This window comes from uncultured Clostridium sp., assembly GCF_947072515.1.
In the GTDB taxonomy this organism is placed as follows: Bacteria; Bacillota; Clostridia; order Clostridiales; family Clostridiaceae; genus Clostridium.
The window spans coordinates 1-20537 of record NZ_CAMTIG010000054.1; the positions used below are offsets into that span (position 1 = coordinate 1).

Below are 20537 nucleotides of genomic sequence, written 5' to 3' on the forward strand. Positions count from 1 at the left end.
ATAAAAAAAGAGCTTTCATCCTATGAAAGGACGAAAGCTCGTGGTACCACCTTTATTCTTAAAAAAATTAATTTTTAAGCACTCAATTAAGTAACGATTTTTTCAAAACCGTTTCTAGCTACTACTATTTCACTAGAAAAGCTCCAAAGCTACCTTCAAAATACTCGGTATAAAGGGCTTTCACCTAATCCCTTCTCTCTTATGATACTCTATATTTTTACTCCTCTTTTTCTAAGCCTTTATATATATTATTATAATTTAACTCTATGTTATATTATAAATTTATTTTTGTCAATGTTCTATAACTTTTCTAAATTCTAGTTATTTTCTTCATTTTCTTCTTTAAGTTTTTTAAATGCAACAGAAAGCATTAGCTTAATTCTGTTTATTTGGTTAACTTCTGAAGCACCTGGATCATAATCAACAGCAACTATATTAGCTTCTCTGTATTTAGCTTTTAACGCCTTCATCATACCTTTTCCAGTTACATGGTTTGGTAAACATCCAAATGGTTGCATACAAACTATATTAGGAGCTCCTGATTCAATAAGTTCAATCATTTCTCCTGTTAAGAACCAACCTTCTCCTGTTTGATGTCCAAGTGAAAGAATTTCTGATGCAAGTTTACCTAAATCTCTTATATCTCTTGGAGATTCAAATCTCTTACTGTTATTTAATTCTTCTTTCATAACTTTTCTGTAACTATCCATATACTTCATTGCAAGCATACTAATATTTTTTGACATCTTACTAGTTCCTAGGTTTTTGCTCTTGAAATCACTATCATATGCTGAATAGAAGAAGAAATCTAAAAGATCTGGAACTACAGCTTCTGCTCCTTCTCTTTCTAAAAGACTAACTATATCGTTATTAGCTGTTGGGTGATATTTAACTAATATTTCTCCAACTACACCAACTCTTGGCTTTTTAATATCTAATAATTCTAAGTTATCAAAGTCATGGATTATTCCTTTAATAATTTTATTAAAGTCTCCTTTTCCACCACTTCTTAAGCTTTCTTTAGCCTTTTCATTCCATTTTTCATATAATGCATTTGCAGATCCTTCTACTTTTTCATATGGTCTTGTTTTATATAAAACTCTCATAAATAAATCTCCATAAATAAGAGCTTTAAGAGCTTTTTTAACAAATTTAAGAGTTATCTTAAATCCTGGTTGTTTTTCAAGACCAACTGCATTTAATGATAATACAGGTATATCTGGATATCCAGCATTTTTAAGTGCTAGTTTTAAGAATCCAATGTAGTTTGTAGCTCTACATCCACCACCAGTTTGACTGATTATAACTGATGTATTATTAATATCATATTTACCTGATTTTAATGCTGCTATTATTTGCCCTACAACTATGATTGATGGGAAACACGCATCATTATTTACAAATTTTAACCCTTCATCTACTGCATGAGTATCATTTGCTGGTAATATTTCAATATTAAAGTCTGCTGCTTGTGCAGCTACTTCTAACTTATCAAAATGAATTGGAGACATTTGTGGAACTAAAAGAGTATGAGTTTTTCTCATTTCTTTAGTAAATATTATATCTTTATATGAGTTATCTTCATATACAGGTTTATAATCATTTCTATCTCTTTCTTCAATTGCAGCTTTTAAAGATCTTATTCTTATTTTTGCTGCTCCTAAGTTATTTCCTTCATCAATTTTTAATACAGTATATATCTTACCTTTTTCAGCTAATATTTCATTAACTTGGTCTGTTGTAACTGCATCTAATCCACATCCAAATGAGTTTAATTGAATCATTTCAAGTTCATCTGTATCTCTTACTAAAGCTGCTGCTCTGTAAAGTCTTGCATGGTAAGTCCATTGGTCAACAACTCTAAGTTTAGTTGTTAAATGTCCTAAATGAGCTACACAATCTTCAGGAATTACAGCCATTTTAAATGATGCAATTACATCTGGGATTCCGTGGTTTATTTCTGGATCAACGTGATAAGGTCTTCCTGTTAAAACAATACCCTTCATGTTATTGTCTTTTAGGTACTGAATAGTTTCTTCACCTTTATCTCTTAAATCCTTTTTATAAGCTTCTCTTTCAGCAAATGCTTTAGTAACAGCATTCTTTGCTTCATCCATAGTTACATTAAACATTTTAAATTCTTCTACAATTCTCTTTACAAGAGCTTTTTCATTTTCTAATGAGAAGAATGGTGCTATATAATTGATTCCTTTAAGTTTAATCTCATCCATATTGTTTTTTATAACTTCTGGATATGATGTTACTATAGGACAGTTATAATGGTTGTTTGAATCACTAAATTCTTTCTTTTCATATGAAATACATGGATAGAAAATATTTTTAAATCCATTTTCTATAAGTGATGCAATATGTCCATGAACTATTTTAGCTGGATAACAAGCTGAATCTGAAGGTATAGTATCTATCCCTTTTTCATAAAGTGATTTTGATGAAACTGGAGATAATTGTACTCTAAATCCAAGTTCAGTTAGTAATGTAAACCAAAGTGGATAATTTTCATACATATTTAAAACTCTAGGTAACCCTATAGTTCCTCTCTTAGCCTCTTCTACAGATAATGGTCTATATCCAAAAGTTCTCTTGAATTTATATTTATAAAGATTTGGAACTTGGTCTTTTTTAATTTGTATTCCAAGACCTCTTTCACATCTATTTCCTGATATAAATTCTTCACCAGTTGTAAACTTATTTATAGTTAAAAGACAGTTATTTCCGCAAAGTCCACATCTTCTAAATTCTGATGTCATATCGAAATCTCTTAATCCATCTTCTTTTAAAATAGTAGATTCTTCACCTTCAACATATCTTTCTTTTGATATAATTGCAGCTCCAAATGCTCCCATAAGTCCTGCAATATCAGGTCTTACTGCTTCTCTTTCTGAAATTATTTCAAAAGTTCTTAAAATAGCATCATTGTAGAATGTTCCACCTTGTACTATTATCTTTTTACCCATTGACTTAGGGTCTCTAATTTTTATAACTTTATATAAAGCATTTTTAATTACTGAATAAGAAAGACCTGCTGAAATATCTCCAACTGATGCTCCTTCTTTTTGAGCTTGCTTAACTTTTGAGTTCATAAATACTGTACATCTTGATCCTAAGTCAACTGGACTATCTGAACCTAATGCAGCCTTTGCAAAATCTCTAACTTCTAGTCCTAAAGATTTTCCAAAAGTTTCAATAAATGATCCACATCCAGATGAACATGCTTCGTTTAAAAGAATACTATCTATAACTCCATTTTTTATTTTTAAACATTTCATATCTTGACCACCAATGTCTAATATAAAATCAACACCTGGTAAGAAATGATCTGCTGCTTTATAGTGAGCTATTGTTTCTATTTCACCTAAATCCATGTGTAAAGCTGATTTAATAAGAGCTTCACCATATCCTGTAACAGTAGATTTAGCTATTTTAGCATCTTTAGGTAATTTGCTGTATAAATCTTTCATTATATCAACTATTGTTTTTAATGGATTTCCTTCATTCCCACCATAGTAAGAATAAATAATCTCATCTGCTTCATTTATTAATACAACTTTTGTTGTTGTTGAACCAGCATCTATTCCTAAGAATACATTTCCTTTAGCTTCTTCTATGCTTCCTCTTTTAGCTTGTGCTTTAGAGTGTCTTTCATTGAATTCGTTAAACTCTTTTTCATCTGCAAAAAGTTTATTTAATCTTGAAACCTCATCATCTTTAGCGTTTGACATACCGTTCACTTTTTCAATTAAGTCTATGAAATTTAAAGTTTCTTCTTCTTTTGATAAAAGTGCAGCACCCATTGCTACGAAAAGTTGAGGATTTTCTGGGAATATAACTTCCTCATCTGTAAGTTCTAAAGTCTCTATAAATCTTTTTCTAAGTTCTGATAAGAAATATAAAGGCCCTCCTAAAAAGGCTACATTACCTTTTATAGGCTTTCCACAAGCTAATCCACCAATAGTTTGGTTAACAACTGCTTGAAGAACTGAAGCTGCTATATCTTCCTTCTTAGCCCCTTCATTTATAAGTGGCTGAACATCAGTTTTAGCAAAAACTCCACATCTAGATGCTATTGGATAAAGTACTCCATAACTTTTTGCAAGATCGTTTAATCCTGTTGCATCTGTATTTAAAAGAGATGCCATTTGATCGATAAATGCTCCTGTACCACCAGCACAAGTACCATTCATTCTTTGTTCTATTCCATCTCTTAAATATGTTATTTTAGCATCTTCTCCACCTAGCTCTATAGCTACATCTGTTTGTGGAATTATAGTTTCTATCGTTTCAGTACATGCAATAACTTCTTGAACAAACTTAACTTCAAGCCAATTTGCCATTGAAAGTCCACCTGATCCTGTTATTGTTACTGATATTTTTAAATCACCAAATTTTTCAAAACATTCTTTCATAACATCTATAATTGTTTGTTTAATATTAGAAAAATGTCTTCTATACTCACTGAAAACCATTTTGTTGTCTTTATCTAATAAGACAACTTTAACTGTTGTAGATCCTACATCTAACCCCAGTTTAAATTTTTCCATTTCCTACACCTACTTCTTATTAAATTAAATCGCATATATTGATATTATATAATATTTACTATTAAATCAACTGCTTATAGAAAATTTAAGGGTAATTTAAAATTAATTTAAAATATCATATTTTTAAATTTTAGGTATATAATATACAAACCTGGTTCATAATGTAAATATTACAGTTCATATCTTTTAGGAGGCTACGCTTGTGAATTACTTTAATGAAGCTAATAAATTATATAATACCCACGAATATAAAAAAGCCATTGATTTATATAAAAAAGCTGTTAAATCAAATGACAATGAAGCTTGCTCTTATTACAATGCAGGAGTATGTTTTATAAAACTTAAAGAATACTCTTCTGCTATAGATATGCTAAAAAAAGCAATCGATATTCAAAGAGAAAGCAAATATTTTTTTAACCTTGGATATTGTTATGCTATGCAAGATATCCATAAAAAAGCATTAATTTATTTTAATATGGCTTGGGCATTAAATAACAATGATGAGGAATGTGAAAAAGCAATTAAGCTTTTAATTTCAAAATATAAAAAAGATTAGAGGATATATCGCATTCATCCTCTAATCTTTTTTTGTCTATAATTTCCTATGTTTATAAGTAATTATAAAATTTATTTATTTTTAGTCCCATTGTCCTGCTATACTTTCCTCTTTATGATCTTTAAAAAAGTTTTTATTGTTAAAGTAATTTCCTGCATCATAGAATGTTGGGTCTACATTTATCCACTTATCTAAGCTTTTTATATATACTTGGTTCCATGCATGACTTATATATTCTTGCCCATTATAAGCCTCACCTGTAATAAGTCTTACCGGTAAGTCTACAGCCCTTGCCATAGCTACATAAAGACATGCATAATCAAAGCATATTCCACGCCTAGTGTTAAAAGTTACAATTGCACCACTTTTTAAATTTTTATTTCCCGCCATTACTTCTTCAGCCTTTTTATCATCATATGTTATATGGCTTCCAACCCAATCATAAATCATCCTTGCTTTTTCTAAATTTGATGTTGCCCCACTAGTAATTTCTCTTGCTTTTTCATCTATTGCTGCATCACTTTTCACACCTTGATTTAAGGTTGTTCCATTATAATAAACGATTGTTGGAACAGCTGTATCCTTTAAAATACCACTTTTAATTTCTGATATTTTTTGTATATCTATAGTCTTTTCTATCTTTTGATATAAATTCATATTATCAAAAGAAGTTATCTCTCTTTTAATAATTCCACTCTTATTTACAATAATAATTATTATGAATATAATTATTAAAGTTAATATCCCCTTTATAAATCCTAATAAAGTTGACAATATAAATCTTATGATTCCATTATCTTCAATTCTTCGGATTAAAGAATAGAAAAGCAATTTATTTATTATTCTAAATATTGTATATAAAATAAAATGAATAATCCCCACTGCAAGTATTATTAATCCAAGCTTTATTAACATTTCTGCAAGAGAATTCACATTAAAGTTTGAAGCTATTTCTCCTGCATAATTATTTATAGAATTAAAAAAATTAAAAAATATAATTATACTTCCAATTAATGAAAGGCTTCCTGAAACGTCATTGACAGCAGCATCTACTGCTTTTCTTCTAAAGCTCCTCATAGCTCCAATTATAGTAGGAAATAATACTACTATAAGACATAAAAGAGTTGGCATTGATATCTTCATTTTATCTCCTTTTTAATATTCTTCTTTATTTATAACTCTATTTATAATTTCCTTTGTTATAGAAAAATCATAACCTCTTCCAACTAAGTATCTAAATAATTTATCTTTTAATTTATATTTGTCTTTTTCTTTTCCTACAAGAAGATTATATTTTTTCTCACAAAGTACTAATCCTCTTTCAAACTCTTCATCATTATCACATTCTGCTAAAGCTTCTTCAATTATATTCGCATTAACACCTTTTCTTAATAGTGCATATTTTATTTTATTTTTCCCTTGGCTTAAAAGCTTATCTTTTACATACATTTTTGTATATTTTTCATCATTTATAAAGTTATATTCTAATAAGAAATCTATTGCATAATCTATTTGCTCTTCATCGAATTCTTTTTCTTTTAATCTAGTTCTCATTTCTTTTTCTGTTTTATAACTTCTTTCAATAATTTTTATAGCCTTTTCCTTGCATTTTGTGAAACCTTCTTTATGAGCTATTTTTTTTACTTCTTCTTCATCTATTTCCATTCCTGTTGTTAGGCCCATTTTGTATACTAATTCTAGTTCCATTGCAAATGCAAAATCTTCATCTAAATATACATTTACTCTCTCTTTGTTTCTTTTTCCTTGTTCTAACTTTGTTATTTTACTCAAAATCTATTCTTCCTCACTTTTTCTTAAAATGTGAATAGTTGCATCTTTAAATACTTTTTTTCCTATTTCACTTATCTCTTCTTTTTCGATTTTATTTAATCTTTCCATATCGTAAACAAACTCTAATAAATCTTCCTTAGATAAAGCTTGATGTAATATATAATTACATAATTCTGCTGAGTCCTCTAAAGTACTAATAACAGCTGTCTTATGAACTTTTTTCATTATTTCTAAATCTCTATTTTCAAAGCTTATTTGTCCATTTACTACTTTTTCTATTATTTCATTTATTACTTCTTCTGTTTTCTCTACATCATCATCACTAACTGAGGTATAAATATATAAGTTTTTAGAGTCATTACTTATATCTAAATGTGTAAATATGTCATATGCATATCCTCTATTTTCTCTTACTTCTCTAAAAAGTATTGAGTTTGAACTTTCTCCTAATCTATGATTTAAAATTCTAAGAGGTAATTCTTCATTTCTTTTTAAATCATCAAATGTATAAAGATATATTATTGTACTTTGTTCAATATCATCTTTATAACTTACTTTTCTTAGCTTTTTATTTTTTTCTTTAACTGGTTCTATTTTTGAAAAACTTTTATCTTTCCAGTCTTTAAAATACTTCTTAACCATATCTACTGCATCTTCATGGTCTAATGATGTAACTAAAGTTATTACTGCATTACCTGGCACGTAATACTTTGAAAAATATTCTACAATATCATCTCTTTTAAAATTATTGACATTTTTTTCTGTTCCTATAACTTCCCATCTTAAAAAACCTTTAGAAAAAGCTGCCTCATTAGTTTTCTTAAAACTTAAATCTTCAATATCATCTTTTCCAGTTCTAAGTTCTGCTAATATTACGCTTCTTTCCTTTTCAATTTCTTCTTTATTAAAATCAGAGTTTATAACCATATCTGCTAGAAGTCTAGTCCCATTTTCTAACTCCTCTTCTAAACAGCTTATTGTATATACAGTAGTCTCATAATCTGTATAAGCATTATATTCTCCACCTAAAGATTCAAGTTCACTATTTAACTCTTCATTATTTAAATTAGTTGTTCCTTTAAATAGCATGTGTTCTACAAAATGGCTTACACCTTTTTCATTTTCTTTTTCATGCATAGAACCTATATTAAACCCTATATTTATAGCACCTATTCTAGTGTCTTTTTTTATTGTTATAACTTCTAAATTATTGTCTAATTTATGTTTCTTTATATCAAAATTTAACTTAATCATATCCATCTCCCATTATCAATTTTAATCATTTAAAATTACTGTCTTTTCTGTATTTTACAACAAAAAGGAAAAAACCTAAAGAGATTTATTTCTCATCTTTTACAATACTCTCCTTTTTATATATAATGAATAATGAATATTTATTTAGTTAGGGGGTAGTGCAATTATGAAAACAGTTTTACTAATTGAAGATGAGATAAAAATCAGATTTCTAATTAGAGACTACTTTTTAAATGAAGGCTTTAAAGTTTTAGAGGCTTCTAATGGAAATGACGGTTTACATGTTTTTAGTCAAAATCATGTTGATATAATTATTTTAGACATTATGATGCCTAAAATGAATGGATTAGAGTTTTTAGATGTCATAAGAAAAGTATCAAACGTCCCTGTTATTTTACTAACAGCTAAAGGTGAGGAAGAGGATAAACTTCAAGGCTATGATTTTGGTGCAGATGACTATATGACAAAGCCTTTTAGTCCTAAAGTTCTTTTAGCTAAATCAAAAGTTCTTTTAAAAAGAACTGAAACTAAAATAGACTCTAGTACAAAAAACTTTAATGGCTTAAAAATAAACAAACTTTCCCATGAAGTTAGTGTAGATGAACATGAAGTCTTACTTTCTCCTAAGGAATATGAGCTTTTAGTTTATCTAAGTGATAATGAGGGTATTTCTCTATCACGGGATAATATTTTAGATCACGTATGGGGAATGGATTACTATGGTGACATTAGAACTGTAGATACAAATATAAAGAGACTTCGCGAAAAGTTATCTTCAAAGTCTAGCTTTATAGTTACTGTTCGTGGAAGTGGATATAAATTCGAGGTTAAATAATGGAATTATTTAAATTTAAAAACTTTAAAGATACGTCTTTATCAAAAAAAATGTTTTTTTTAACATTTTTCGTTATCATTGGACTTTTAGCTCTTATACTAGTTGCTCAAACTTTAGTTTTTGAAAGCTTTTATGAAAATAAAAAAACAGAAAGTTTAATTCAAGCTGTAAATAAATTTAAGGTTGAATATTCTGGTCATTTAAATAATAATGCGCAAATCTATTCTGCTTTAAAAAACTTTGAAGATGTAAATGGAGCTAAAATTGCAATCTTCTCCCTTAATGGAGAATTAAAATTTATACCAGGTGAAAGTAATGCAGATCAAGCTGATTCAAACTTACTTAAGGATTTTTGTTCTGAAATCTTAAAAAACACCACAATTTTAAATAGTATCTTGAATAAGCAAAAAACTATTTCTACAAGTTTTTACGAGAAAAATCAATATAAAAATATAGGAATTGCATCTGCTATCTCAACTTCAAATAATGTAGATTCTATTATTCTTTGTGTTTCTTCAATTCAACCAATTTTAGAAGCAAGTAACATTATAAGTGAGTTTTATATTTATATATTCTTAGGTGCCACAATACTTGCTATTTTAGTTTCCTATGGCTACAGTAAAAGAATTGCAAAGCCATTAATTCAAATAAATAATGTAGCTGCTAAAATGAGTACTATGGATTTCTCTGAAAAATGTGAAGTAAAAACAAATGATGAAATTGGAAATCTTGCAAAGACTTTTAATTTCTTATCACAAAAATTAAAAACCACACTTGATGATTTACAAGAAAGTAACTCAAAACTTAAAGAAGATATAGAAAGAGAAAGACAGCTTGAAACTATGAGAAAAGACTTTATAGCAAGTGTTAGCCATGAGCTTAAAACTCCTATTGGAATTATTGAAGGTTATGCTGAAGGAATTAAAGATGGTGTAGTCTCTGGAGATGATGCATCTGAATATCTTCAAATAATTATAGATGAGTCTCAAAAGATGGGGAAACTTGTATCTAATATGCTTCAACTATCAAAACTTGAATCAGGAGTTATAACTCCTCAATTTGAAGTCTTTAATATTAATAGGCTTGCAAAGAAAACTCTCTCTACATTTAATTTAGAATGTGAAGAAAAAAACCTTAAATTAATATTTGATCCTAAAACAGATTATTCTTATATACAAGGTGATATTTTTCAAATAGATCAAGTTTTAACTAATATCATTTCAAATGGAATAAAATATTCTCCTCCAAACTCATTAATTAAACTTACTATTGAAAATGAGGGAGATTCATTTGTTTCTTTAAAGGTTTTAAATACAAATGCTTATATTCCTGAAAATGAATATGAAAATCTATTTAATAAATTTTATCGTCTTGATAAATCAGGAAATCGTGAAAAAAACAGTGCAGGTCTTGGTCTTTCAATCGTGAAAAACATTTTAGATCTTCATAACTTTACCTATAGTTTAGTTAGCACTTCAGAAGGAGTATTATTTACATTTACAGCTCCATTAGTGTCTGTTGATGAAGAATAAGTAAAAGAGAGCTGTACGGCTCTCTTTTTTTAATAATATCCTATTCCATCCATTAGAATTCTAGCTGTTCTATATCCATATACTACTGAAATATTAGTATCCTTATCCTTTTCTGCTCCAACTACCATAACCCCTGCTGGATTCCCTATTCTAAAGTTTAAAGGATTAAATTTTTTTCTAGCTAATTCATTTACTATAGTTCCCTCTATAAGAGCTGCTGAAACTGTACATAATGCTCCTGTTAAAGCATAAGTCTTATGAGCAAGCTGCATAGACATCATACGTCCTGTTACGTCTATATCTTCTCTCTTAACTAAATCTCCATTTACATCTTTATAATCTTTACTTTCTTCTATTATAGTCATTTTAGGTACACTAGGACTTTTTAATCTTGAATCTTTATAATCATCTATAAACCCTAACTTAACTGCTGCAACTCCTCTAATTTTTTCTAAAAGCTCCACTAATTCTTTATCCTTATCTATTTCATCTGGTAATTCCTTTCCTGTAAGATTTATATCTCTTCCTCTTACAAATACTAAAGGATTTGCAGAATCTACTATTGAAACTTCTATTTTCTTATAATCTGGTATATTTAAAATATCTATTTTTTTTCCCGTAGGTAATAGCTTTCCTGTCATAGAACCACTTGGATTTTTAAATGCTAATGTTATTTTTTCTCCTGTTCCCTCTACTCCTGGTATTGAAAAACCCCCTTCATACTTTACTTTCTTATTTGGAGTTTTTACATATTCATCAATAATCTTTTTTGTATTTGTATTGTATACTCTAACCTTTGTTTCTCCATCTTTAACTTCTACTAAACCTTTCTCTATTGCATAAGCTCCAACTGCTGAAGATATATTTCCACAGTTTCCTTTATAAGTTACTACTGCATCTCTTATAGCTACTTGTGCAAAAGTATAGTTTATATCCCAATCTTCTTTTTCTTCTTTAGAAATTATAGCAACTTTACTTGTAGTCGATGTTGCTCCTCCAAGTCCATTTATCTGTCTAACAGATGGACTCCCCATAAGTTTTAATAAGATATCTTCCCATAATTTTTTATCTTTAGGTAAATTTTTTTCTAATATAAATATTCCTTTACTTGTACCGCCTCTAAATATAGTACACTGAATTTCATTCACGAAAACCGCCTCTTTCCTTATCTTTAGTCTCTTCTTACTTTAATTTTATTCTCCTTTTAATTATTCGTCTAATATATTATTTGAATATATTTTATGCCTTAAAGCTATAGTAACCTTGAATTTCTTTTTTAATTTTTATATGATGAAATAAACATATAGAAAAGAGGATTTATAAATGGAATTTAAAGAATTAGAATATATAATAGCAATTGCTAAATATGAAAATATTACAAAGGCTGCTAAAAGCCTTTTTATATCTCAACCATCTTTAAGTAAGTATCTTAAAAATTTAGAAAATAATTTAAATATCCGACTTTTTAATAGACTTGGAAACCGCTTTGTTTTAACTTTTGCTGGAGAAAGCTATATAAAAAATGCTAAGGAAATTATCTTAATAAAAGAAAGATTATTATCAGAACTTAGAGATATTTCAGAATTTAAAAAAGGAAAATTAAATGTAGCTTTTACATATACTAGAGGCTCTTATATGATTCCTGAAACTATTCCAGTATTTAAAGCTGCTTATCCTCATATAGATATAAACTTAATTGAGGACTCCTCTTCTAACTTAGAGAACTTACTTTTAAATGGAGATGCCCATATTGCAATTTTAAATACTCCCATTACAAGTAATGATTTAGATTATATTTCTTTAGGTAATGAGGAAATAGTCTTACTCTCAAATATTAAACATCCACTTGCTGAAAAATTTAAAGATGTAGAACTTCCAAAAATAAATATTCATGAATTTAAAGAAGATAGATTTATCACTCAATATCCAACCCAAAGAACTGGACAGATCGCAGAGAAAATTTTTAAAGATTCTAAATTCACACCTAAAGAAATTTTCCATACTAGAAATTTAGAATCCTCAACTCGCTTAGTATCTAAAAACTTTGGAGTTTGCTTTACTTCTGCAACTTATTTAAAACATCTTTATTTTCATAATGAAGTAAAGGCTTTTTCTTTAAAGAATAATATTAATACAAGTTCTGAATTAGTCCTTGCCTTTAGAAGAGGTTCTTATCTTTCTAAACCTGCTAAAGACTATATGGAGATTTTAAAAAACTTATTTTAACTAAATACTATATAAGTAATTTTAAATAAGATTTTCAAATTATCTATAGACTAAAATATTCTATATAAAAAATAAGAAGTGAATATGCAATCATATCCACTTCTTAACTTTATTTAAATTAGATCATTCCGCCATCAACTTTTATAATTTGCCCTGTAATGTAAGAAGCTTTATCAGATGCTAAAAATACAGCAAGTTCTGAAACCTCTTCTCCTTCTCCAAAACGTCCCATTGGAATCTCTTCTTCTAATTCTTCTTTTTCTTCTTTACTTAAAAAACTATTCATTTTAGTATTTATAACACCAGGTGATACTGCATTAACTCTTATTTTTCCCATAGCAAGTTCCCTAGCTAAAGCTTTAGTAAAAGTATTTATTCCACCTTTACTTGCAGAGTAAATTGATTCACAAGATGCTCCATACTCTCCCCATATAGAAGAAATATTTATTATAGATCCTCCATTTGAAAGCATGTGGTTTGATACTTCCTTTGAAAAATAAATTGGTCCTAAAAGATTTACAGCCATTAACTCCTGAATATCTTCTATACTAGAATCCATTAATAATCCTATTTTGCTTATTCCCGCATTGTTTACTAATATATCTATCTTCCCAAAAGTATCTATAGTTTCTTTACAAACCCTTTTAACAGCTTGTATATCCTTTGAATCTGCTTTTATAAATTTTATATTAGAGCTTATTTCTTTTAAAGTTTTTAAAGCTTCTTCCATTGCCTCTTCATCCTTAGAGAAAGTTCCAATAACCCTGCAACCTTCCTCTAAAAACTTTTTAGCTATAGAAAACCCTATTCCCTTAGTTGCCCCTGTTATTATACTTACCTTACCTTCTAACTGTACCATCTATAAACTCCTACTTACAAAAAATTCTCATTGCATTTTTATAAAATACTTTTTCGATTTCATCCATAGTAAAATTATTTTTTACCATTTCTTCTATAAGTATATTCATTTGACTACAATCTTTAATTTCTACTTCATTTTCTATTCCATCAAAATCACTACCTAAGCCTAAGCTTTCAATTCCTGCTTTATTTTTTATATGAACCATATGCTTAACTAAATCTTCTACCATAGCTATTTCCTTTGGAGCTACAAAGTCTACGCAGAAATTTATTCCTGTAAGTCCACCTTTATTTCCTAAGGCTTTAAGCATTTCATCTGTTAAGTTTCTAGGATGATTTTGTACACTTCTACTATTAGAATGAGTTGCAATAAATGGTTTCTTTGTATGCTCTATTAAATCCCAAAAACCTTTATCTGAAAGATGTGAGCAATCAGGAACTATATTAAATCTTTCCATTTCATCTACTATATCAAATCCAACCTTTTTTAATCCCTCATCTTTATGTTTAAACTCGAAGTTTGGATATCCTATACTATTTTCATAATTCCAAGTTAAAGTTATAGCTTTGATTCCCATATCTTTAACCTTTTCTACGTTATAAGGATTTCCTTCTAAAACTTCTCCTTCTTCTATAGTAAGACATGCATATAGTTTATTTAAATCTATCTTATCTTTAAATATTTCTATTTCATTTTTATTTTTTCTAAGTTCTTTCATAAAGTTTTCATGCATAAGTGAAAACTCCTCAAAAGGGCTTCTTTTTATTTCTCCTAAATCAATAAAGAATGCAAACATCTGCATTAAAGCGTCTCCAGCTTTTAACTTTTCTATGTCCACCTTACAAATACTTTCTCTTAAACTTAAATCTTTTTCATAAAATAATCTACTAGCTGTATCACAATGTAAATCTATAAATTTCATCTCTTTCTCCTCCTAAATTTTTATTTATATTTAAATATATTATTTCACAAATTCTAAGTAATCTTCAAGCCTTTCTGGGCCCTTAATTACATTTCTTTTTATATAAAGAAAATTCCCTTCGTTTATTTCTATACTCCATTTAATAAGTGCTATAACCCCTTTATTTATTTCTATAGTTGTTATTTCTTGTGGATTTACACAGCATCCATCATTAAAGTAAAGTCCTTCTCCCACATCTGGAAAAACAGCATCATGAGTATGTCCACAAACAATCATCTTTTTATTTTTATTTGCAAAGTCATTTAGTCTCTTATCAATCATTCCACCTTTGTTATAATTATTAGCTGGTGTTATGGGCTCCTTAAATCCTGCTACCCCTTCAAGATATTTCCATAAATGTCTAACTAAAAATCTAGATACCATCCAAAGTTCATTATTCCATAAATCCATTTGATGCCCATGCATTACTAATATCTCTTTATTATAAGGCTTATAATCCAAGACTATACCTTCTAAGAACTCAGTATTATTTATAAGTTCTAAGCACTCTTCTCCAAAATTTTTCTTTATTTTTTTAAATGCTTTATTTTGAGTTTCTGCAAAATTCTTATTTCTTTTTTTTATATCATGATTTCCATAAAGCATATATAATTTCTTCTTTACTCTAAATCGGTTTAAAATCCTAAAAACTTCTTTATAATTATAAGAAATATTAATCATATTCTTATTTTTCCAAAGTTCATCTCCATCACCAATTTCAACTAAAGTATACTCCTCTTTATAATAATACTTTAATGCTGAAATGTATATATTCCTATTTCCAATTAAAGTATCGCGTCTACCTCCATCACCCCTATGTGCATCACTTAAAAATACTATTTTGCTATCCCTATCTATACTTAATTTTTCAGTTTGGCTAAATAATTTTAGTATTCCTCTCTCTCTCATAAATTCTCCTTTTTTTTAATTTATCCTCTTTCTATATATACTCATAGAATCTCTTCTTGCCATTTTCTTATTTTTTGTTTTATTTTCCCATTTTTTCTATATAATAAAAGTAACTAGATCTTTATTATATGGGGGTACTATGAAAACTTTTTTAAAAATTGGTTCATGTTTTTTATTTCTTTTAGCTATTATTGCCTTTATAAAAACTCTTTTTTCTGGAAATTTAAACTTAATACTCGGTTGCTTTAATGCACTTGTTTTTTCATCTTGTTTATTTTTAAAAGTTGTAAAATCTATGGAAAATAAAATTATAAATTTATTTTTTTGGCTTTCTTGTGGAATAATAATCCTTACAGATATTTTAGAAATATTCTTTAATATTGTTCTTTTTAAATAATATCTTCCTCTTCACTTCATTTGACTTTACTAACTTCCGATGGTAAAGTCTTAATGTAATTAAATAAAAATACTAGGTTTAATATAGTTTTATATTAATTAAAAGGGAATCAAGTTTAACTCTTGAACGGTCCCGCCGCTGTAATTGGTTAGTTTTTCTAATTTATGCCACTGTTGCTTTGTAATGGGAAGGTTTAGAAAAATGCTCTTAGCCTTAAGTCAGAAGACCTGCCTTGTATTTTAAAAGCATAAATGCTACGTGGATATAGTTAGGCTTACATTAAAAAGTAATTTTTTTTACTTTTATTTATCCTGTCTAATTCCTTATCCGTAGAAATATTCTATGGATTTTTTTGTAGCCAAAAAACAAAAAGGAGTTATTTTATGAACAAAAAAATTTTAAAAGGTATTATTACAATTATCATTCTAGCTTTATTAGCTTGTATTGGTTACTCCATCTATAGGAGTTCTAATCAAAAGACAAAAGAAACTGGAAAAGTGCTTTGCACTGTACAAACAAATACTATGGAAGGAAACCTTGTTACAGAAAAGTTTTATAAAGTTCCTGATAGAGTTATTACAACTAACCAAACTGCAACAGAACTTTTAATTAAACTTGGACTTGGAGATAAAATAGTTGGTACTGCTTATAAGGACAACCCTATTTTACCTAGCTTAAAACCTGAATATGATAAACTTAAAGTTTTATCAGATAAATACCCAAGTAAGGAACAAGCTTTAGCTGTTAATCCTGATTTTATTTTTGGTTGGAGTACAGCTTTCTCTGATAAAGCCTTAGGTAGTGTAAAATCTTGGAATGATAGAGGCGTTAATGTATATGTACAAAAAAATACTGCTTCTGAAAACAGACCTTATACTGTAAACAATGTTTTTGAGGATATTGATAATATAGGAAAGATATTTAATATTCAGGATAAAACTACTGCTTATGTAAATTCTTTAAAAGATAATTTAGCTAGTATAAAATCAAAAACTGATACATTAAAATCTAAAAAGACAGTATTAATTTTAGAAGCACCATCAAATGGTTTATATAGAGCTTATGGTGATAGTGATTTAGCTGGAAACATGGTAACTTTAGCTGGTGGTGTAGATTTAGTTAAAGCTCCTTGTAATATTAGTGCTGAAGATATAGTTAAATATAATCCTGATGCAATTTTTCTAGTAACTTATGGAGCTAAAGAAAATGCTGAATCAACAGCTGATTTAAAAGATATTTTCTTAAATAATCCTAAACTACAAACTGTTACTGCTGTTAAAAATAAAGAAATAAACCTTCTTCCATTAACAGATATTTGGGCAGGCGGCGTTAGAACTGTTCCAACAGTAGATTCTTTATTTAAAGAGCTTTATCCAAACTTTAAATAGATAGGAGATTTCTATGAAAATAAAAAATAATTTAGTTTTCTTTATTTTATTACTAATTTTAATTGTATCTAGTTTAGTTTCTATTATTATAAGTCCAGTTAAAATTTCAGTTACTGAAGTTTATTCTGTTTTAGGAGACAAATTATTTAATTTACATTTAGGAGGGGCTATCCCTCCTAGTATTGTAGATATAATTTGGCAAATTCGTTTTCCTCGTGTAATCCTTGGTATGGTTACAGGAATGGGACTTTCTCTTTGTGGCTTAGTTATGCAAGCTATCGTAAAAAATCCTTTAGCAGATCCTTATATACTAGGTATTTCTTCTGGTGGAACCCTTGGAGCTACTATTGCATTATTTATTGGAAATTTATTTTTTAGTGCATTTAGTCTAAGTATTAGTGTTTCTTTTTTTGCTTTTATAGGCTCATTAGTTGCCTCACTTTTAGTTTTTAAAATTTCCTCTATAGGTGGTAGAATAACTTCTTCAAAACTTATTTTATCTGGAGTTATTATAAACTTTATCTGTATTGCTTTCTCAAATCTTATTATCTATTTAAGCAATAATAATAGTGCTATACGTTTAATTTCAGAATGGACTATGGGAAGTCTAGCTGGTGCAACTTTAGGAAATATCCTTTTACCTTCTGTTCTTTTTATCCTTATATTTTTATTTTTTAAAACCCAATATAGAGTTTTAAATATAATGTTGCTTGGAGATACTACAGCCCTTACTTTAGGATATAATTTAAAGACTTATAAGAAAGTTTATTTAATAATAATTTCTCTATTAACAGGTGTTTTAGTAGCTAGTTGTGGTCTTATTGGATTTGTTGGACTAGTTATTCCTCATATAACTAGAAGCCTTTCTTCTACTAATCACAAAATCAATTTAAAAATTACTATTTTACTTGGTGGAATCTTTTTAATTTGGGCAGATATCTTTTCTAGAATAATTCTTTCAAATGCAGAATTACCTATAGGAATTTTAACTTCTCTTATTGGTGCACCATTTTTCTTATATGTAATGATAAAAAAATCTTATAGTTTTTCGGAGGAATAATCTATGCTTGAAGTAAACAATATAAATATTTATCTTTCAAAAAATCATATAGTAAAGGATTGTTCCTTAACCTTAAATCATGGAGAAATCCTTGGGCTTTTAGGTCCTAATGGTAGTGGAAAATCTACTCTTTTAAAAGCTATATATCGAGTAAACAGTTTAGAATCTGGTGAAATTCTTTTAAACCATAAAAACATTAACTCTATTCCCTTTAAGGAATTTTCTAAAACAGTTGGTGTTTTATCTCAATTTAATAATTTAACCTTTGATATGAAAGTTATTGATATGGTTCTTCTTGGAAGAAGCCCCCACAAAGGATTATTTGATGATGATACAAAAGAAGATTTAGAAATTTCCTTAAATGCTCTAAAAAAAGTTGGAATGATAGATTTTAAAGATAAAAGCTTTATTTCTCTTTCAGGTGGTGAAAAGCAAAGAGTTTTACTAGCTAGGGTTTTAGCACAGGAAGTTAAGCTTTTAGTTCTTGATGAACCAACTAATCATCTTGATATAAAGTACGCTATAGAAATTTTAAAAATCATTAAAACCTTAAATATTCCTGTTATAATCGCATTACATGATTTGAACTTAGCTTCAAACTTCTGTACAAAACTTTGTATTATGGATAAAGGAAGGATTAAATACTCTGGAAATCCAAAGGATATATTAACTCCTGAAATTATAAAAGATATCTACCATGTAGATGCATTTATAGAAGAAAAGGAACAAGGACTGAATATTTACTTTAAAACTAATTTTTAAAAGGACAAAGCACTGAATCTTGTGCTTTGTCCTTTTTGTTTTCTATCCACTCTTTTACTCTCGCTCTCTTCCAAGCTTTGTTTCATACATAGTATGATGTTGCTGCATTTTTTCATTAAACATAGGCTTAATAGCTCCGGTCTCGCGAAAAGGTAATCTAATTGGATTATTATAATGAGTATAATTAACTAAATTCCCCATATTCCAAGTTCCTTCTCTTAAGTTTAATCCATATATAATATACCCTCTATTATTCTTTGATTCAAATGGATAATTTACGTCAGCTAGAATTCTTTCTATTTGTCTTACATATATCAAATCATCTATACTCTCTTGATAACTATCCAATTTAAATTTTGGTATATCACTAACATAGCTCTTTTCTTTTTCCTCATATATTAACTTTCCGCTTACAAGACTTACTCCTTCTGTTGTTGAAATTTCTATTTCATCTCTCCAAAAAGCTTTAGGTGTCTTCCAGTTAAAATGCTCTACTACATAAGTATCATTTTCTTTTGTTTCTATAAAAATAGTATTTGATTCTAAATCATCCTTTGGACTGTCATAAAAGCTTAATCTTTCATATTCACTCTTAATATATGTTGGATTTCTTATAAACTCTAAATCTTCATCTTCTATATCTTCTAAAATCTCCTTAGGAAATCCTAACTTTATTAATTCCGCTCTCTTCTCTTCACTTCCATTTGCCCTAACTTCCCTTGACTCTAATATAATATGATTAGAAAATACACAGCAACTTAAAACTACAATAACATTTATTAAAGTATATACTCCAAGTTCCTTTATATTTCTTTTTCTCTTTTCATTTACTCTATATCTATAATCTCTTCCAAAAATATATCTTAATTTATAAATCCTAGTTAAAATATAAAAATAATAAATAAACATAGGAATAAGCAAAACTATAACTATTTCTGAATTCATTAATGCTAATAATATAATTAAAGTATTCCAAAGGCCTAATCTTAAAATAGGATCTTTTTCTAATGGTACTTTCTTTTCCTCTAAAAACTTCCTTACACCTTTAGTAATTTCAAAAATAAATCCTACTCTAACTATGGCAAAAATTACTCCATTCACAGTAAGTTCTTGGCTATATATATTTAACGGTGTTGCTATAATAATTAAATCTATTAATATAGTAAAAATATTTACTATAGAATAATACCATGCTCTTTTAAATACACTACTCTCATCCTTTAAGGTTCTAAGCCCACTATATAAAAGCCATCCCCCTATAATTGGTGCTACATACTCAAAGCCCATAAATTGAAAACTTACTAAAACAAATAAGAAACCAAAAGTGATTTTCTTAATAGACTCGCACCATCTGCTCCTCATGCTCTCCTCAATATCTCTTTCCCTTTTCTCAGCATTAATTTCTAACCCTATTTCCCCCATTTAAATTCTCCCCTTAAAATTTT

17 protein-coding genes, 1 riboswitch and 1 other annotated feature are annotated in these 20537 nt (G+C 28.1%); of the genes, 8 read left to right on the forward strand and 9 right to left on the reverse strand.

The window, feature by feature from the left end; translation table 11 throughout:
• Positions 1-23: 23 nt before the first annotated feature.
• Positions 24-243 (reverse strand) — a binding site (T-box leader).
• 74 nt (positions 244-317) lie between these two features.
• The gene (locus tag Q0W06_RS15480; protein WP_297637701.1) at positions 318-4559 is read right to left on the reverse strand and encodes a 2-hydroxyacyl-CoA dehydratase; all 4242 of its coding nucleotides are present in this window, start codon (positions 4557-4559) and stop codon (positions 318-320) included.
• 202 nt (positions 4560-4761) lie between these two features.
• On the opposite strand from Q0W06_RS15480, the gene Q0W06_RS15485 reads away from it, so the two are divergent.
• Complete coding sequence (locus Q0W06_RS15485; RefSeq protein WP_297637704.1) at positions 4762-5115, forward strand: tetratricopeptide repeat protein; 354 nt, start codon at positions 4762-4764, stop codon at positions 5113-5115.
• Between the two features lie 81 nt (positions 5116-5196).
• On the opposite strand, the gene Q0W06_RS15490 is transcribed toward Q0W06_RS15485, so the two are convergent.
• The 3 genes from Q0W06_RS15490 to Q0W06_RS15500 are packed head-to-tail and all read right to left on the reverse strand — an operon-like array spanning position 5197 to position 8160.
• Positions 5197-6258, reverse strand: coding sequence for a transglutaminase-like domain-containing protein (locus tag Q0W06_RS15490; protein WP_297637707.1), 1062 nt, complete (start codon positions 6256-6258; stop codon positions 5197-5199).
• A gap of 12 nt (positions 6259-6270) precedes the next feature.
• Positions 6271-6906: a recombination regulator RecX gene (recX, locus tag Q0W06_RS15495; protein ID WP_297637709.1), complete on the reverse strand. Its 636-nt coding sequence runs from the start codon at positions 6904-6906 to the stop codon at positions 6271-6273.
• A 3-nt stretch (positions 6907-6909) separates the two neighbouring features.
• Positions 6910-8160, reverse strand: a complete 1251-nt coding sequence (locus Q0W06_RS15500; protein ID WP_297637712.1) for a pitrilysin family protein — start codon at positions 8158-8160, stop codon at positions 6910-6912.
• Positions 8161-8323: 163 nt separating this feature from the next.
• Between Q0W06_RS15500 and Q0W06_RS15505 the strand changes: the two genes are divergently transcribed.
• Together Q0W06_RS15505 and Q0W06_RS15510 are read left to right on the forward strand one after the other, a co-directional pair.
• Positions 8324-8995 (forward strand): response regulator transcription factor, encoded by a 672-nt coding sequence (locus tag Q0W06_RS15505; RefSeq protein ID WP_297637743.1) that lies wholly within the window; start codon positions 8324-8326, stop codon positions 8993-8995.
• Positions 8995-10527 (forward strand): HAMP domain-containing sensor histidine kinase, encoded by a 1533-nt coding sequence (locus tag Q0W06_RS15510; RefSeq protein ID WP_297637715.1) that lies wholly within the window; start codon positions 8995-8997, stop codon positions 10525-10527. Before Q0W06_RS15505 ends, Q0W06_RS15510 begins: the two co-directional genes overlap by 1 nt.
• Positions 10528-10556: 29 nt before the next feature.
• Here Q0W06_RS15510 and Q0W06_RS15515 read toward each other — a convergent pair whose 3' ends face one another.
• On the reverse strand, positions 10557-11675 hold the full coding sequence (locus tag Q0W06_RS15515) for a PrpF domain-containing protein (protein ID WP_297637718.1): 1119 nt from the start codon (positions 11673-11675) through the stop codon (positions 10557-10559).
• Between the two features lie 175 nt (positions 11676-11850).
• Here Q0W06_RS15515 and Q0W06_RS15520 point away from each other — a divergent pair, with 175 nt between their 5' ends.
• Positions 11851-12753 (forward strand): LysR family transcriptional regulator, encoded by a 903-nt coding sequence (locus Q0W06_RS15520; RefSeq protein WP_297637720.1) that lies wholly within the window; start codon positions 11851-11853, stop codon positions 12751-12753.
• A gap of 118 nt (positions 12754-12871) precedes the next feature.
• On the opposite strand, the gene Q0W06_RS15525 is transcribed toward Q0W06_RS15520, so the two are convergent.
• From Q0W06_RS15525 to Q0W06_RS15535, 3 genes are read right to left on the reverse strand one after another with little or no spacing between them, the layout of a single operon-like run.
• Complete coding sequence (locus tag Q0W06_RS15525) at positions 12872-13612, reverse strand: glucose 1-dehydrogenase (RefSeq protein WP_297637722.1); 741 nt, start codon at positions 13610-13612, stop codon at positions 12872-12874.
• A 10-nt stretch (positions 13613-13622) separates the two neighbouring features.
• On the reverse strand, positions 13623-14537 hold the full coding sequence (locus Q0W06_RS15530; protein WP_297637724.1) for a membrane dipeptidase: 915 nt from the start codon (positions 14535-14537) through the stop codon (positions 13623-13625).
• Positions 14538-14576: 39 nt separating this feature from the next.
• A complete protein-coding gene (locus Q0W06_RS15535) occupies positions 14577-15485 on the reverse strand; it encodes a metallophosphoesterase (RefSeq protein WP_297637726.1) in 909 nt (302 codons plus the stop codon).
• A 139-nt stretch (positions 15486-15624) separates the two neighbouring features.
• Between Q0W06_RS15535 and Q0W06_RS15540 the strand changes: the two genes are divergently transcribed.
• From Q0W06_RS15540 to Q0W06_RS15555, 4 genes are all read left to right on the forward strand, one after another.
• Positions 15625-15882, forward strand: a complete 258-nt coding sequence (locus Q0W06_RS15540; protein WP_297637728.1) for a hypothetical protein — start codon at positions 15625-15627, stop codon at positions 15880-15882.
• A gap of 57 nt (positions 15883-15939) precedes the next feature.
• Positions 15940-16132: riboswitch (cobalamin riboswitch) on the forward strand.
• A gap of 133 nt (positions 16133-16265) precedes the next feature.
• Positions 16266-17270 (forward strand): ABC transporter substrate-binding protein, encoded by a 1005-nt coding sequence (locus tag Q0W06_RS15545; RefSeq protein WP_297637731.1) that lies wholly within the window; start codon positions 16266-16268, stop codon positions 17268-17270.
• 13 nt (positions 17271-17283) lie between these two features.
• Positions 17284-18330, forward strand: a complete 1047-nt coding sequence (locus Q0W06_RS15550; RefSeq protein ID WP_297637734.1) for an iron ABC transporter permease — start codon at positions 17284-17286, stop codon at positions 18328-18330.
• Positions 18331-18333: 3 nt separating this feature from the next.
• Positions 18334-19092, forward strand: coding sequence for an ABC transporter ATP-binding protein (locus Q0W06_RS15555; protein WP_297637737.1), 759 nt, complete (start codon positions 18334-18336; stop codon positions 19090-19092).
• Positions 19093-19146: 54 nt separating this feature from the next.
• On the opposite strand, the gene Q0W06_RS15560 is transcribed toward Q0W06_RS15555, so the two are convergent.
• Positions 19147-20514, reverse strand: a complete 1368-nt coding sequence (locus tag Q0W06_RS15560; protein ID WP_297637740.1) for a hypothetical protein — start codon at positions 20512-20514, stop codon at positions 19147-19149.
• Between the last annotated feature and the right edge of the window lie 23 nt (positions 20515-20537).